Raw genomic sequence first — 15,035 nt, forward strand, 5'->3', positions numbered from 1 at the left:
GACTGTGTCGCCGCACCCCGCAACCATCGAGCCGGACAGGCCGGCCGAGTTCACCGACATGCGCCCGACCGGGCAGGTCGCAGTGGTGACCGGTGCCGCGTCGGGCATCGGTGCGGCCGTGGTCCACCGGCTGCTCGCTCGCGGGATGACGGTGATTGGCTGTGACGTCGTCTCGATGCCCTCGACGGGCGCCGTGCACCAGCAGCTGCATCCCCGCCGTCTGGACGTCAGCGATTCGAGAGCGGTTCGCGCCACTGTGCATGCGGTTCTGGGCCGGTGGGGTCGCGTCGATGTGCTCGCCAACGTGGCCGGCATCCACGACGGCTTCTCCGCCGCGCACTCGATGACCGACGAGCTCTGGGACCGGGTGTTGGACGTGGACCTCACCGGCCCGCTGCGGATGGCGCGAGCGGTGCTCCCGTCGATGATCGAGCGACGATCCGGCTCCATCGTGAACGTCGCCTCGGTCGCGGGGCTCAGCGGATCCATCTCGGGCGCGGCCTACACCGCCGCCAAGCACGGCCTGATCGGGCTGACCCGGTCCATCGCGTCGATGTACAGGCAGTACGACATCAGGTGCAACGCCGTCTGTCCGGGCTCGGTGACCACCAGGCTCGCCGAGGGCGACGCGGTGCGGGACCCCTGGGGGTTCGAGCACCTGCGGGGTCGCCTCAGCCGTCCCGAACGGCAGGCTCGTGCCGACGAGATCGCATCGTTGGTGGCTTATCTGGCCTCGGAGGAGGCCAGCTTCGTCTCCGGTTCGATCGTCGGTGCGGACGGCGCATGGTTGGCGTGAGGCGCGGCCACTGATCCGGTACGCCGCTGAAGGCCAGCTGTTGACCACGAGGCGCTTGCGCTGTATTTTGCTCTGAGCCCAGTATTTCGCATCAGGTCCACGCAGTCTCGCACTGCCGCCCCCAGGCGGTTCCACTCGACGACGGAGCGCCCAGCGGCGGGCGGATCTGCAGTGAACCGGTGGTCCGAACCGGCACCCCTGTGCGCTGTCGGCGCGGGAGAACCGCCGGTCGATGTGCACACCGATCTTGCTTCTCATCCCACCGCAACGGCGCGAGCAGAAAAGGGGACGCATGACCGAGTCGGCGGCGTCGGACATGGCCAATGTCCCACGCCATGGCGCGGAACCCGGTGCGGAGTCGGTGCCGCGGTTGCACATCGCCGGTATGACCAAGTCTTTCGGGTCCTTCACGGCGGTCGACTCCGTCGGGCTCGACCTGCGGGCCGGCGAGATCCGAGCCCTGCTCGGGCACAATGGGTCAGGGAAATCCACACTGATCAAGTGCCTGTCCGGATTCCATCGCGCCGACAACTCCGTCGTGCGATGGAACGGCGAGGACGTCGAGCTGGAGGCCCTGCGAGGCAGCTCTGCCTCCGGCTCGAGACTTGCCTTCGTCCACCAGACCCTGGGCATCGTCCGCGAACTCGACGCGATCGACAACCTCGCCCTGCACGCCGGGTACCGACGTCGTCCCGGCCGCCGGGTGGACTGGAGGGCGCAGCGCCGCCGCACCGCGGAGGCACTGGAGCCCTTCGGATTCCGGTTCCCGTTGAACCGGCCGCTGGCGGAGGCCAGCCCGGTCGAGCGGGCGATCGTCGCCATCGCTGCGGTGCTGACCGGCTGGGACGCCACCGATGGCGTGCTCGTCCTGGACGAACCGACGTCGGTGCTCCCGCCGCACGAGGTATCGGTCCTGCTCGGCGTGGTCACCGAGTTGCGCAGCAGGGGAGCGTCGATCCTGTACGTCTCTCATCGGCTGGGAGAGGTGCTGGAGATCGCCGACACAGCAACGGTACTGCGCAACGGGCGGGTGGTTGCCGACGTGCCGGTGCCCGGACTCACCGAGCGTGACCTGGTCGGCATGATGCTCGGTCGGGAACTGGCGAACGAAGAGGCCGTCCGCGCGCACCACCGACCGCCGGGAGACGAACTTCTCGCCGTGCGCGATCTGCGGGGTCGGTATCTCGACGGGGCGGAGCTGACCGTATCGACCGGTGAGATCACCGCTGTCGCAGGGCTGGTCGACGGCGGGCGGGTGGAACTGGCGACCGCGCTCGGATCGCCCGCTCGGTCCGCGCGGCTCACCGGCGAGATCCGGGCAGGTGGAACGACCACCTGGCGACCGTTGCGCAGACATCGCCCTGCCACTGTCGGCTACGTTCCCGCTGATCGGCTCACCGAGGGCATCGTGGCGGAGATGTCGGTGACAGAGAACCTGACTCTGTCCTTACTGCAGAGATTCTCGCGTCTCGGTCTGCTCTCGCGACGGGCCGAGCGGGCCTTCGCAGCCCGGCGACTTGCAGAGCTGGACGTGCGAGGTGCTGACGATCCGCGCATCCCCATCGCGGCACTCTCCGGAGGCAACCAGCAGAAGGTCATCATCGGCCGGGCACTCGCCGCCGATCCGCAGCTGCTCGTCATGCTCGAGCCCACAGCCGGGGTCGACCTGGCCGCGAAGTTCGCGATCTACCAGTACCTGCAACGCGAGGCCGAGAAGGGGCTCGCCGTGCTGCTCTCGACGACCGACGCGGAAGACATGACCGCACTGTGCGACCGGGTGCTCGTGGTCGGCGGCGGCGCCGTCGTGGACGAATTCGGCACGCAGGACATCACCCAGGAGCGAGTGCTGCTGGCCATGGAGGGAATCCACTCATGACCTCGACCCACCACCCGCCGGCGCCTGCGCGGCCCCCGTCCGATGACCGAGCATCGATGCCTGCGGGATCCCGCACCGGCGACGGATGGTTCCACGTGGTGTCCCCGCGGCGTGTGGGGGCGCTGTACCTGCTGGTCGTCGCGTGCATCGTCTTCTCGTTCACGGCATCCGCGACGTTCCCGACATCGGCCACCGTGCAACAGGTGCTCAACACCAGCGCAACCTCAGCGCTGGCTGCGCTCGCCCTGGTCGTTCCCTTGGCGGCAGGGGTTTTCGACCTGTCCATCGGCTACGTCATGTCGCTGAGCGGTGTTCTCGTGGCTTACCTCCTGGTGCACACCGACTGGCCGACCTGGGTCTGCGTCGTCACCGCCCTGGTCGCCGCGTTGGTGGTCGGAGTCGTCAACGCCGTGGCAGTCGTGGTTCTCGGCATCAACTCGCTCATCGCGACCCTCGCGACCGGCGCGTTGCTGCAGGCCGTGATCACGGCCATCACCGATGACGCCAGCATCACGGCCCCCCAACTGCTCGGTGGGTTCGCCGACATCGCCCAGAAGGACATCGGTGGCTACACCCTGCCGATCCTGTACGCCGTGCTGATCGCGGTGGTCATCTGGGTGTTCCTCTCCCACACCGCGGGCGGGCGCCGCACCTACGCGACGGGCTTCAATCTCGAAGCAGCACGGCTGGCCGGTGCGCGCACCAGCCGGCTGAGGTTCGGCTCGCTGCTGGTGTCGTCGACGATCGCCGGCTTCGCCGGGATCGTGGTCGCCTCGAACATCGGGGCAGGCACTCCGACCGCCGGGACCGCCTACCTGCTGCCGGCATTCGCAGCGGCCTTCCTGGGCGCCACCCAGCTCACCCCCGGCCGTTTCAACGCCTGGGGCACGTTGCTGGCCACCGTACTGCTGCAGACCGGCATCATCGGGCTCTCCCTGTCCGGGGCCCCGACCTGGACGCAGGGCGTCTTCACCGGGATCGTGCTGCTGGCCGCGTTGGCCTTCACCGTCCGCCGGAACTGACAGCCGGCCGGTCCTCGACCACTGCTTCCGCCGGCGGGCAGCTGCCCGCCGGCCTGCGTCCTGCCGGATATCCGGTTCGGGACCGTCACTCTCATCGAAAGGAAACGACTGTGAAGCATCGACGCTCTACTCGTGCCCTCATCGCCTGCGGCATCGCCGCCCTGGTCCTGAGCGGATGTGGCGGGACCTCCGACTCCGGCGGCAGCTCCGCAAGTACCGCCGCCACCAGCCCGGCCGGACAGACCACGCCGTCGTCGGCATCAGCCGGCGGATCAGGCAGCTCCTCCCCGACCTCGGCCAGCGGCACCGACGCCGCGACGGTCTTCGCGGAATTCGCCACGCGGCCCACCTCGATCGGAATGACCGAACCGATCACCGCCCCGATCCCGACCGGCAAGACCATCGGGTTCATCGACTGCGGCGCCAGCATCTGCAAGCAGGAGGCGCAGATCATGGGCGAAGCCGGCCAGATCCTCGGCTGGACGATCAAGCCGTACCTGACGGACGGGTCCGTGCAGCAGGTCCAGAACGCCTTCCAACAGGCGCTCAACGACAACGTGGACGGGTTGGTCTACGCCGGCACCCCGCAGTCGGCGGTGGCCAAGTACCTCAAGGAAGCGGAGGACAAGGGCGTCAAGGTGGTCTCCATCGCGACCTCGGAGGGCGCGACCAACGGTGTTCTCAATGTGATCGCCGGACCGGAGACCGAAGACCCCGGCAAGGTATGGGCGTCGTTCATCGGAGCGGACAGCGGCGGGACCGGAAAGGCCCTCTACGCCACGATTCCGGACTTCCCGATCAACCTGGCCCGCGACGCGTCGCTGGAGAAGAACATGCCCCTGCTCTGCCCGGGCTGCAGCTACGAGACCATCAACATCTCGTTCACCCAGTCCGGCAAGGACGCGCCGTCCCTGATCACGTCCTACCTGCGGTCACACCCCGACGTGAAGTACGTGATCCAGGCGACCGACTTCCTCGGCATCGGACTCCCGGCGGCGCTCAAGGCAGCTGGTCTGAATGACATCAAGATCATCGGCCTCGGACCCGACACGGTGAACCTGGGCTACATCGCGGCCGGACAGCAGGCGATGTCGGTCTACTTCCCACTGTTCGAGGACACCTTCGCAGCCGCCGATGCGCTGGCCCGCGCCTTCGCCGGGCAGCCGCAGGTGGCCTGGCAGCCTCCGGTCTGGGCACTCACCAAGGAGAACCTGCCGTCGACGGACACCCTGTTCCCGGTGGTCGTCGATTACAAGGAGCAGTTCTCGAAGATCTGGGGGAAGTAGCCCCAACCTTCTCGAGCCGGGTGCCCGTCAGCGGCACGGACGCCCGGCCTTGAACCCGCTCCGGCCGAGCGGGCCACCATGACACACATGTGAGGAGCACTGCAACATGGGAGTTCTCGAAGGAACGGTCGCCATCGTCACCGGAGCCGGGTCGGGGATGGGCAAGGCCACCGCGCAACTCTTCGTGGAAGAGGGCGCCAAGGTCGTGCTGTTCGACATCTCCGGTGAGGAAGAGACTGTCGCACAGGACATGGGCGCAAACGCCGTCGCGGTCCACGGCGACGTCTCCCAGGAGCAGGACGTGCGGCGAATGGTCGACACAGCAGTGTCCACCTGGGGGCGCCTGGACTCGCTCTGCAACGTCGCCGGGATCGTCCCGAACCCCGGTGGGCTGACCGCGGACCACGGTATCGAGGACTTCGACCGGGTTGTCGCGGTGAACCTGCGCGGTACGTTCATGGCGATGAAGTTCGCCATTCCGGAAATGATCAGGTCCGGCGGCGGTTCCATCGTGAACTGGGGATCGCTGGCCTCCTACATCGGCACGGAGCACGTCGCCGGTTATGCGGCGTCCAAGGGCGGGATCACGCAGATCACCAAGACCGCTGCGATCGAGTACGCCACGAGCGGTATCCGGGTGAACGCGATCGCTCCCGGCATGATCGACACACCCATCGTGCAGAAGACGATCGAATCGGGCCACGCCGACCTGAACGCCAAGCTGACGGCACGCATCCCGACCGGGGTGCTCGGATCCCCCCGGGAAGCAGCGCAGGTGGCGCTCTTCCTGGTCTCCAGCGCGTCGTCGTACGTCAACGGTGTGATGATCCCGGTGGACGCCGGCTATCTCGCCGGCTGATCAGAACGCGCAGGCTCTGAGCCGCTGTGCGGCCGGAATACCCGGCTGCCCAGCGGCTCTGGCGTCGTCCGACGCTGTTCCCCGTCCTTCGCGGTCCACGGGTAGGCGTCGCACCATCGCGAGCGGGGCCCCGAGGCGGCTGTCACAGGTGCTGCGCGCTGACTCCCGGCGCCTCCGCTGATGACCTCGCCGGAATGCGAAGCCTGGATGCAGCTCTCGTCCGGTGCCGTCCGCGGATCGGGAACCGTGTCGGTTCGAGATCGACCCGACAGCAGAACGCCACCCACGCGGTGCGTGGGTGGCGTTCTGCTGTGTCGAGGTCCGGCTCAGACGAAGTTTGCCCGGCCGTACTCGTTGAGGAAGACGCCGTCCGGGTCGAACCGGCGGCGCGCGGCCACGAAGTCCTGGTACCGCGGGAACGCCTTCTCGAGGTCTTCACCCTCGAAGAAGTTGATCTTCCCCCAGTGCGGGCGCGCCTCGAAACGTTCGACCAGGAGCCGGTGCACGGCCTCGAACACCGGCCAGAACTCGAAGAGCGGGGAGCTGCTGATGCTCACCGTGGCGGAGTCGCGATCCGAGAACGGCGACAAGTAGGCGGAATCGGCTGCAATGAACCTGTTGTACATGGGTCCGATGAAGAACGGGAACTCCTCGCGCAGCAGCGTGCGGGTCGCATTCGCCGCTTCCTCGGTCCGCTCGACCGGGATGCCGTACTCCAGCTCGATGTACTCGCCGAGGGGCTGGGTGATCGATGCGAACGAGAGCACCCGGTAGCTGCGATCGACCGCCTGGTCGGTGCGGGCAGGATCGGGCTCGTAGAAGCGCTGCAGGTAGAAGTGATCGCCCAGGCCCGGTCCGGCAGGAAATCGGACCGACTCGAAGGACTTCTCGTGGGGCGCCCACAACGCGGCGAGATGACGGTAGTTGCCGGCGTCCGCGAAGATCAGCTCCCCGGCCTTCTCCCACGGGTGGAAGCCGCCGTCCTGCGCCAGGTGATATGCAGGCGCCACCTCGAGTTCGATCTCCACCATGATGCCGAACAGTCCCATCGACACCCGGACCGCCTCGAGATCGGCGTCCCCCTGGACGAGTTCGACGATCTCGCCCTCTCCGTTGACCATCCGGACCGCACGCACGAAGGAGGCGATGTTGCCCAGGGTGGTGCTGGTGCCATGGGTGCCGGTGCCCACGACACCGGCGATCGTCTGCCCTGCCCACGCGCCGAGCTGGATCATCGCGGCGCCCTGGTCCCACAGACGCTCGTTGAGGTCGTACAGACGCGTCCCGGCGCGGACCCGCGCCCGGCGGTTCGGCAGGTCGACCGACACGACCCCGGTGAGGAACTGCAGATCCATGATGATCCCGCCGGTCGTGACCAGCGGCATCCATGAGTAGCCACCACCCACCGGTCGCACCGGAAGGCGGTGCCTCCGGGCGAACTTGACGATCCTGGCGACCTCGGTCTCGTCGCGCGGACGGACGAGTACGGACGGTGTGGCCTGGATGTTCCGGGTCCCGTTGCTCCAGGTGGGAGCGACTGTGTAGTCCAGTCCCTCGAGGTCGGAGGTGTTGATGGCCATGCGGCGTCCCTTCAGCTTCATTGCTGTCTCTGCGAGATGGCGGCACCAATATTGTGGCGCTCAGAGCTGAATTCAAGCCCTCCTTCGGGGTCTGGTCAAGACCCCGCTCAACGCGCCAGCATGCCACCGTCGATCGGCAGCACGACGCCGCTCACGTAGGACGCGAGGTCGCTGACCGCCCACAGCACCACCCGGGCCACGTCGTCGGCAGAGGCCGCACGCCCCAGTGGGACGGCGTTCCCCAGATCGGCAGACGCCATGGCGTTCTGGCGCGCGCCCGCCGGGGTGCTCGCCCGTTCGCGGAAGGCCTGGGTGTCCACGAACCCGGGTGCAACGGCGACCACTCTGATGCCGCTGGGTCCTAGTTCGACCGCCAGTGCTCGCGTCAGACCCGAGACGGCGTGCTTGGCCGCGACATAGGACGCCATCCTTGGGCGACCGGTGAGGCCGGCAACGGAGCTCAGGTTGACGATCACGTGACCGTGACGGTCCGGGTGTCCGGTCATCCGACGGGCGGCGGCTCTTGCTCCCAGGAAGGTTCCGGTGGCGTTGATGTCCTGGACCTGCTGCCACTGCTCGAGTTCCAGTTCCGCGAGAGCCGCAGCCGGGTAGATGCCGGCATTGTTGACCCAGATCCGGAGCCGCCCATCAGGCCCGTCTGCCAGCGCTGCCAGGGCATCGACAGACCGCGGGTTGCGGACGTCCAGTTCGTGGCCGGTACATCTGGTGCCCCAGCGCTGACGGAGTTCCGCGGCGCCCTGCTCGACCGCTGTGCCGTCGAGGTCGGCCAGCAGGACGTCCGCTCCGGCTTCCGCAAGCCGGTCCGCGATCGCTGCGCCGATGCCGCGGCCGGCCCCGGTCACGACCGCAGTCCGTCCCTGCAGGGACAGCAGCGCCCCGAGCGACGGCCGCGGTGCCGGATGGCCAGGCTGGTCCATTCGCGAAAACTCCTCCGCGGGTCGCGGCTGTCAGCCGACAGAACGGACGAGGTCGGTGAAGCGGGCCAAGGCGTCCGCATGTGCCCGTGGATCCCGGCCGCCGAAACGTGTGTCGAGACAGAGATGGGTGGCTCCGAGGTCGCGCCACGCGCGGACATCCGCTCGGATGGCGGCGTCGGAACGGTCACCGATGACGAGACGGGGCTCGGTGCCGATGCTGTCGGGGTCGCGCCCGGCCTCGACGGCGGATCGTCGAACGACCGCGAGCGATTCGGCGAACTCCGCGCCGGGTCTGACCTTGGAGAACAGGAACCACCCGTCGGCGCATCGGCCGATCCGCTCCAGCACCTTCGGTGCCTCGCCGCCCATCCAGATCGGGATCGGGCGTTGCACGGGGAGCCGTTGGATGCCGCTCGGTGGGATCGAGTGGAACTCGCCGGAGAACCGGACCACGTCCTGTGTCCAGAACTGCCGCAACAGCGCGACCTGCTCCTCGATCAGGGCACCACGCCTGTGGAAAGGCCGGCCCAAGGCCTCAAACTCCACCGGGTTCCACCCGACGCCGACTCCCAGGCGCGTCCGGCCCTGTGTCAAGCGGTCGATCTCGGCGGCCTGCTTGGCGACCAGTGCCGTTTGTCGTTGGGGCAGGATCAGGATCCCGGTCATCAACTCGAGGGTGCACAGTGCTGCCAGGTATCCCATCAGCACGAAGGGCTCGCGGAAGACGTCGGCGGTCGTGTACGGGCCGACATTGCTGGTCCCGGACCACTGTGTCCCCCACTCGGGCGTGGCTGTCGGATCGGCCCCGAGGACATGATCGGCAAGCACGACGTGGTGCAGGCCGGCGGATTCCGCCGCGCGGATCCAGTGGATGAGATCTTGCGTGGAGAAATCGACTTCGTCATTGGGGAGGAGGGCGCCGAGCAGCATCGGAACCTGTGTCCCACTGGCAACTCGGGCAGCGGCCTCGGCCGCGGTCGTTGCGGTCACACCGGGGACTCTAGACCGATATTTGGCAGTGAGGACGAGATTCTGACTAGATGCGTGCTGCCTCCGCACGACAGCCGGCGACAAGTGATTGACGTCACTCCGAGTGCTGTGTACCTTCACTACCGTCGGCGCATATTTCGCACGGGCGACGATTTTGGAGCGTGCAGGTCGGCGCCGTGGGTGTGGCACCGGATGTGCCGGTGCGTGGTTGCCGGCTGTCTTGCGGGTGATAGTCGACTGCCACCGTCGTGGGACCCGTTGCCCGGGTGGTGGATTCGCGGGTAGGGGCCTGTTGACAGAGGGGCGCAGGTTGCTACTCTTGCCACGACCAAATATCGCACGGGCACCGAAAAATTACAGGACGCCGCCAATGGCGTCACGGTGATCGCAGGGGCCCGGCAGCTCATGGAGATGCAATGACGCAGACCTCTCTCGGCTCCATCACCCGGCGGCGCGCAGCCGTCCTGGTATCGGCTCTGACCGGCGTGGTGCTACTCGCCGGCTGCGGCAGCAGCTCACCCTCGGGAGCAGCCGACCCCAGCACCACTGCAAGCACCGGCGGCGGCGCCGTGGTGTCCTCGTCCGGTGGATCCGGCGCGTCGACGTCGGGCGCGTCGACGGCGATCAACTTCCTACTGGGGCCGGGCAACGAATCCCCGCTGCAGGAGTTGGAGACACAGGGGCTGGCAGCAGGGATCTACGCCGACAACGGTCTGGCACCTGCGTTCAGCACCGCATCCAACGGCGGGGAGCTCGCCTCCGGACTGATCGGCGGCTCCGCGGATTTCGCGTTGCTGGTGCCGGCCGCCGCCATTCCGCTGACCCAGCAGGGCGAATGTCTGCAGTTCCTCACCGGGAACAACGTCCCCTACCTGAATCTGGTCTCGCTCCCGGACTTCCAACCCGCCGATCCGGACGCGCAGTTCCCGGAGTCCATCAAGAACCTCAAGGGACACACCATCGGGATCACCTCGATCGGTGGCTCGCAGAGCGCGATCCTGCGTTCGCTGCTCGCGCAGGTCGGGCTCCAGCCGACGGACATCACGGAGGTGGCCGTCGGGTCGCCCGGTACCGCGGTGACGGCGTTGCAGGAGCGCCAGATCGACATCCTCCTCGCCCAGCCACCGGCCGAAGAACTGCTGGGGGAGGGCGGGTTCAAGGTGATCGTGCCGATCTCGGGCTCTCCGGATTCGCCCATCGCGGGCAAGGTCCAGAGTCTGTTCGCCACCACGTGTGACTATGCGTCGGCGCATCCCGAGGTCGTGAAGGCTTTCTGTACGGCCCAACAGCAGGTACGCAACTGGGCGCTGGATCCGGCCAACATCGGCGTGATCGCCGGCGATCTCGCGAAAGCACTGAACGTCGATGCAGCCGCAGCCGAAGCCGCGTGGAAGAAGTACGTGACCGGCGTTTGGCCGGAGAGCGTTGCCATCACAGAGGATGTGTGGGAGGCCCAGAAACTCTGGACCGGCGGGGATCTGCCGCCGTACTCGGACAACGTGAACGCGGACTGCCAGCAGGCAGTGGCTGCCGCTGCGGGCCAGGCGTGAGTGCTCCGCACACCGCGGACCGCGGCACGAGGGCACCGCTTGCGCCAGGTTCCACCCGGCCCGCCGTTTCCACCGGCATCTCGATCAGTCATCTCTCGGTCGAGTTCGACGATCCGGCAACGGGTGTGGCGAACCGGGTGCTGGACGATCTCAGTATCGACAGCCCCCCGGGTGAGTTCCTCGTCATCATCGGGCGTAGCGGGTGCGGCAAGACGACGGTGTTGAACGTGCTGTCCGGGCTGATCCAGGATCATCAGGGGACGGTGTCCTTCGACGGGAAGGCTCCTCGGCTCGCCCGGCAGCAGATGGGGTACATGTTCGCCAGGGACGCCCTGATCGCATCCCGAACCGCCCTGGCGAACGTCGAGATCGGCCTGGAGATCCGCCGGGTCCCACGCAAGCATCGCCGCGAGATCGCCCAGGGGCTCATCCGGGTGCTGGGTCTCGATGGCGCCGAACGCCGGTATCCGTGGCAGCTCTCCCAGGGAATGCGGCAGCGTGTTGCGCTGGCGCGTACGTGGGCGATGGCGCCGGCCCTGATCCTGATGGACGAGCCCTTCGCGGCTCTGGACGCCCAGACCCGGGAGAGTGTCCGGAGCGCCTTCCTGCAGCTGTGGGAACGTGACCGGTCGAACATCGTCTTCGTCACCCACGACCTGGGGGAAGCGCTGTTGCTCGCCGACCGGGTCGTCGTGATGGGACTCGGTGGCCGCATCCTCGAGGACATCCGCCTGCCGTTCGCGCGTCCGCGGGACCCCGGAACTCTGCCCTACACCGAGGATTTCACCGATCTGGAACGCCGCCTGCACCGCCTGCTGGAGCCGGCCGACCCCACGGCGTCGTCGGAGGGGACCTGATGACAGTTCTGCAGACCGATGATCGTCGCGCCACCGCGACCGCCTCCCGACGGCGCGCGGGCCACCGGCGCGGGCGGCTCAAGGTGGCCCTGTGGCAACTCCTGTTCATCCTGGTACTCATCGGGATCTGGCAATTGGCCGCCACCTTCGAGTGGGGTCGTAAGGTGCTGGTCCGCAGTCCGAAGGACGTGGTGGAGGCGTTCGGGACGATGTCGTCCTCCGGCGAGTTGTGGTCGAACTACGGGGCCTCCTTGCAGGCGGCGCTCATCGCGTTGGTGCTGGCGATCGTGATCGGCGCCCCGGTCGGGCTCTTCATCGGCTCCTTTCCCATGGTGTCGCGGGTTTTCAACCCGATCCTCAATGCGGTGAACGCAACTCCGCGGATCGCACTCGCCCCGGTGTTCATCGTCATCTTCGGGATCAACTCGACCGCGAAGGTCGCCCTGGCGTTCTCGCTCGCAGTGTTCGTCATGATCATCAATGCGCAGGCGGGCATGGTCGCTGCCGACCAGGAGGCCGTACGGATGCTGACGGTCATGGGCGCCCGGAAATCGGAAGTGCTGTACAAGGTGATCCTGCCCGCGGCCGTGCCGTCGTTGGTGGCCGGAGCCCGCTTGACCGTGATCTTCTCGTTGTTGGGGGTGATCTCGGCGGAACTGATCGCCGCCCGCGACGGGCTCGGGCAGGTCATCACCAGGGCGTCGGGGTCGTTCGACATGGCCAAGGTCTACGCCATCCTGATTCTGCTGGTCGTGACCGCCGCCGTCCTCAATGCCCTGGGAAATGTCGCCGAGCGCAGGCTGCTGCGCTGGCAACCCCCGCGCGTGTCCTGACAGTCTCTCCCACCACCGTGATGCACCGAGCACACGCACGCCCACAGAAAGGAACGACAACGATGCTGTCCGCGAGATTGTGGGGTCCGCACGACCTGCGACTGGACGAGGTCGCCGAGCCCGAATTGCGGTCCGGCACGGTGCAGGTCACTGTCGACTACGCCGGGATCTGTGGCTCCGACCTGTCCTTCTTCGAACACGGCTCCCCGATCCCCGAGGACTTCGCGCACCCGCAGTTCGGCGAGACCGGGCCGCACACCCTTGGGCACGAGTTCTCCGGGCACGTCAGCGCCGTCGGCGACGGTGTGGAGGGCATCGCAGTTGGCGACCTGGTCGCCATCCGGCCGAACGTCTGGGACGGAACCTGTCCGGCCTGCCTCCGGGGTGATGTGAACCTCTGCGAGAACTGGGGTTTCGTCGGTCTGCACGGGGGCGGTGGCGGCTTCAGCAGCACCGTCGTGGTCCAACCCGACCAGGTTCACGTGCTGCGGGACCCGTTCACCGCGGAAACCGGCGCCATGGTGGAGTCCATGGCGGTGGCTTGGAGGGCGGCGCGTCGCGGACAGCCGGGACCCGGGACCAGCGCGCTGGTGATCGGCGCCGGCCCGGTCGGCCTCGGTCTGGTGCTCGCGTTGAAGGCGATGGGGGTCGGGACGGTCATCGTCAGCGAACCCAGCCCGCGCCGACGGGAGCTGGCCGCGTCGCTCGGCGCCCGCACGCTCGATCCCAGCGACTGTGATGTCGCGGTCGAGACCGTGGCGATCACCGCCGGCGGGGTGGATTCGGCCTACGACGCCTCGGGTGTCGGCCAGGCCACATTCGGCGCGGGGCTGCAAGCACTCCGCACCGGGGGCACGCTGGTCACGGTGGCGCTCTTCCACTCCGAGGTGACCCTGAGCCCGAACCTTTTCCTGGAGACCGAGAAATCGGTGACCGGCAGCTACGCCTACACCGATGTGGACTTCGCCGATGTGGTCGCCGCGGTCCACGAAGGCCGGCTCGACCCGACGCCGCTGATCACCTCGACCATCGGGTTGGCCGACATCGTTGCGAAGGGATTCGAGCACCTGTTGGGCGGCGGCCGGGACAACGAGGTCAAGATCTTGGTGACACCAGCGGCGAACGGCTGAGCCGGTGCCGTACTTCGCCGTCCTCTACGACTACGCACCGGGCAGTGACCCGCTTCGCGAGCACCACCGAGCGGCGCACCGCGCGTACCTCAACGAGACCGACCATGGGACGGTGGCTGTCGTCGCGACCGGACCGTGGTCGGACGGTGAACCGGGCGCGTTGTTGGTGGTCTCGGCCCCGGGCCCGGGCGAGCTGCACGCCATGCTGGATCGCGATCCCTTCCGGCTGCACGGGGCGGTTGCGCAGCGGCGGATCCGGTCGTGGACGCCGGTCACCGGCCCTTGGGCATGACCACTGCAACAGCGGCCCGAACGCAGCCATGACAGATCTCGATCTGAACAAGCTGCGGCACTTGGTGGCGGTTGCCCGGGAGGGCAGCTTCGTCGCCGCGGCCGCCGAGATCCCGGTGTCCCAGTCGGCCCTGACCCGAAGTGTGCAGAGCCTCGAGCGCGAGTTCTCGGTGTGCGTGTTCCACCGAGGGCGTGACGGCGTCCGACTCACCCCCTCGGGCGCCGAGTTCGTCGCGATCGCCGAGTCGGTCCTGCGCGAAGCCGACAACGCCTCGAATGCCATGCGTGCCCTGACCAGTGGGGTCCTGCGGACGCCGGTCCGGATCGGGATGGGCCCCATCTCCAGCCTGGTGTTCCTGCCGCAGCTACTACCTGTGCTGGCCGGAACAGGAACGCCCGTCGAGATCGTGAACGGCTCCAACTCCCGTCTGGTCACGCTGCTGGCCAGGGGAGAGCTCGACTTCTCCGTGAGCGGTGTGCCTGCCCGGTCCGACCAGTTCGCGCGGGCCAACCAACTGATCTCACACCGGTTCCCCGGCGATGTGATGGAACCGCTGGTCAGGACCGGTCATCCCCTGCTCGATCCGGCCGGCGCATCCTCACGTGGCGACTATCCGGTCGCAGCAGGAAGTTTCATGCGGGATACCATTCCCTTGACAGCGCTGGACGGACTGCAGCTGCAGGTGCCGACGGTGATCAGCGACGACTACCAGGCCCTGGCCGAACTCGCTGAACGGCTCGACTACATCGTGCTGGGCAACCGGCTGCTCACCGGCCGGCTCGATCTGCAGCCACTACCCGGACGGCCGGTCATCCCCGGTGCTCCGGAGTGGTCGCTGCGCTGTTCGGCACGGCACGGCCTGACCGAACGCGCCGCGCAGCTCTACCGCATCGTTCGGGATCACATCCGGACAGCGATCGGGGCGACGCCGGCCGCCGAGCACACGCCTCGAACGCCCGGACATGCGCCGCACGCAAGCGAGATTCGCGAGCTTGTATTGGACCCCGGCCGGGTCGGCTGATTGCA

14 protein-coding genes are annotated in these 15,035 nt (G+C 67.7%); 11 read left to right on the forward strand and 3 right to left on the reverse strand.

The genetic code is table 11. From position 1 onward, the window contains the following. Nucleotides 1–4 precede the first annotated feature (4 nt). The 5 genes from GIS00_RS01150 (at nt 5) to GIS00_RS01170 (ending at nt 5,839) form a co-directional block, all read left to right on the forward strand. Nucleotides 5–796 carry an SDR family NAD(P)-dependent oxidoreductase gene (locus GIS00_RS01150; protein ID WP_154766595.1) on the forward strand — a complete coding sequence of 264 codons (792 nt, stop codon included), beginning with the start codon at nt 5–7 and terminating at the stop codon, nt 794–796. A 292-nt stretch (nt 797–1,088) separates the two neighbouring features. Next, nucleotides 1,089–2,672, forward strand: a complete 1,584-nt coding sequence (locus GIS00_RS01155; RefSeq protein WP_196073060.1) for a sugar ABC transporter ATP-binding protein — start codon at nt 1,089–1,091, stop codon at nt 2,670–2,672. Between the two features lie 56 nt (nt 2,673–2,728). Next, complete coding sequence (locus GIS00_RS01160; protein WP_196073061.1) at nt 2,729–3,694, forward strand: ABC transporter permease; 966 nt, start codon at nt 2,729–2,731, stop codon at nt 3,692–3,694. A gap of 110 nt (nt 3,695–3,804) precedes the next feature. After that, nucleotides 3,805–4,980, forward strand: a complete 1,176-nt coding sequence (locus GIS00_RS01165; protein ID WP_154766598.1) for a sugar ABC transporter substrate-binding protein — start codon at nt 3,805–3,807, stop codon at nt 4,978–4,980. Between the two features lie 106 nt (nt 4,981–5,086). Then, nucleotides 5,087–5,839, forward strand: coding sequence for an SDR family NAD(P)-dependent oxidoreductase (locus GIS00_RS01170; protein ID WP_154766599.1), 753 nt, complete (start codon nt 5,087–5,089; stop codon nt 5,837–5,839). Nucleotides 5,840–6,165: 326 nt separating this feature from the next. Here the strand turns inward: GIS00_RS01170 and GIS00_RS01175 are convergent, their stop codons facing one another. The 3 genes from GIS00_RS01175 to GIS00_RS01185 form a co-directional block, all read right to left on the reverse strand. Then, nucleotides 6,166–7,419: an FAD-binding protein gene (locus GIS00_RS01175; RefSeq protein ID WP_196073062.1), complete on the reverse strand. Its 1,254-nt coding sequence runs from the start codon at nt 7,417–7,419 to the stop codon at nt 6,166–6,168. 107 nt (nt 7,420–7,526) lie between these two features. Further along, nucleotides 7,527–8,357, reverse strand: coding sequence for an SDR family NAD(P)-dependent oxidoreductase (locus GIS00_RS01180; RefSeq protein ID WP_154766601.1), 831 nt, complete (start codon nt 8,355–8,357; stop codon nt 7,527–7,529). Nucleotides 8,358–8,387: 30 nt separating this feature from the next. After that, nucleotides 8,388–9,347, reverse strand: a complete 960-nt coding sequence (locus GIS00_RS01185) for an LLM class F420-dependent oxidoreductase (RefSeq protein ID WP_154766602.1) — start codon at nt 9,345–9,347, stop codon at nt 8,388–8,390. A 569-nt stretch (nt 9,348–9,916) separates the two neighbouring features. Here GIS00_RS01185 and GIS00_RS01190 point away from each other — a divergent pair. From GIS00_RS01190 to GIS00_RS01215, 6 genes are all read left to right on the forward strand, one after another. Next, on the forward strand, nt 9,917–10,897 hold the full coding sequence (locus GIS00_RS01190; protein WP_154766603.1) for an ABC transporter substrate-binding protein: 981 nt from the start codon (nt 9,917–9,919) through the stop codon (nt 10,895–10,897). Further along, entirely contained in the window at nt 10,894–11,754 is an 861-nt protein-coding gene (locus tag GIS00_RS01195; protein WP_196073063.1) for an ABC transporter ATP-binding protein, read from the forward strand. Before GIS00_RS01190 ends, GIS00_RS01195 begins: the two co-directional genes overlap by 4 nt. Beyond that, nucleotides 11,754–12,587, forward strand: coding sequence for an ABC transporter permease (locus tag GIS00_RS01200; protein ID WP_154766605.1), 834 nt, complete (start codon nt 11,754–11,756; stop codon nt 12,585–12,587). The genes GIS00_RS01195 and GIS00_RS01200 overlap by 1 nt, the downstream gene beginning before the upstream one ends. Before the next feature lie 62 nt (nt 12,588–12,649). Beyond that, nucleotides 12,650–13,717 (forward strand): alcohol dehydrogenase catalytic domain-containing protein, encoded by a 1,068-nt coding sequence (locus GIS00_RS01205; RefSeq protein ID WP_154766606.1) that lies wholly within the window; start codon nt 12,650–12,652, stop codon nt 13,715–13,717. A gap of 4 nt (nt 13,718–13,721) precedes the next feature. Next, nucleotides 13,722–14,009 carry a YciI family protein gene (locus GIS00_RS01210; RefSeq protein WP_154766607.1) on the forward strand — a complete coding sequence of 96 codons (288 nt, stop codon included), beginning with the start codon at nt 13,722–13,724 and terminating at the stop codon, nt 14,007–14,009. Nucleotides 14,010–14,037: 28 nt separating this feature from the next. Beyond that, nucleotides 14,038–15,030 carry a LysR family transcriptional regulator gene (locus tag GIS00_RS01215; RefSeq protein ID WP_154766608.1) on the forward strand — a complete coding sequence of 331 codons (993 nt, stop codon included), beginning with the start codon at nt 14,038–14,040 and terminating at the stop codon, nt 15,028–15,030. The last annotated feature ends 5 nt before the right edge of the window (nt 15,031–15,035 follow it).

This window comes from Nakamurella alba (assembly GCF_009707545.1).
GTDB classification, from domain to species: domain Bacteria; phylum Actinomycetota; class Actinomycetes; order Mycobacteriales; family Nakamurellaceae; genus Nakamurella; species Nakamurella alba.

Bases quoted from the DNA above. Each gene is read 5' to 3' on its own strand.
- GIS00_RS01155 (WP_196073060.1), top strand. From the start codon at position 1,089: ATGACCGAGTCGGCGGCGTCGGACATGGCCAATGTCCCACGCCATGGC.
- GIS00_RS01160 (WP_196073061.1), top strand. From the start codon at position 2,729: ATGCCTGCGGGATCCCGCACCGGCGACGGATGGTTCCACGTGGTGTCC.
- GIS00_RS01170 (WP_154766599.1), top strand. From the start codon at position 5,087: ATGGGAGTTCTCGAAGGAACGGTCGCCATCGTCACCGGAGCCGGGTCG.
- GIS00_RS01175 (WP_196073062.1), bottom strand. From the start codon at position 7,419: ATGGCCATCAACACCTCCGACCTCGAGGGACTGGACTACACAGTCGCT.
- GIS00_RS01180 (WP_154766601.1), bottom strand. From the start codon at position 8,357: ATGGACCAGCCTGGCCATCCGGCACCGCGGCCGTCGCTCGGGGCGCTG.
- GIS00_RS01200 (WP_154766605.1), top strand. From the start codon at position 11,754: ATGACAGTTCTGCAGACCGATGATCGTCGCGCCACCGCGACCGCCTCC.
- GIS00_RS01205 (WP_154766606.1), top strand. From the start codon at position 12,650: ATGCTGTCCGCGAGATTGTGGGGTCCGCACGACCTGCGACTGGACGAG.
- GIS00_RS01215 (WP_154766608.1), top strand. From the start codon at position 14,038: ATGACAGATCTCGATCTGAACAAGCTGCGGCACTTGGTGGCGGTTGCC.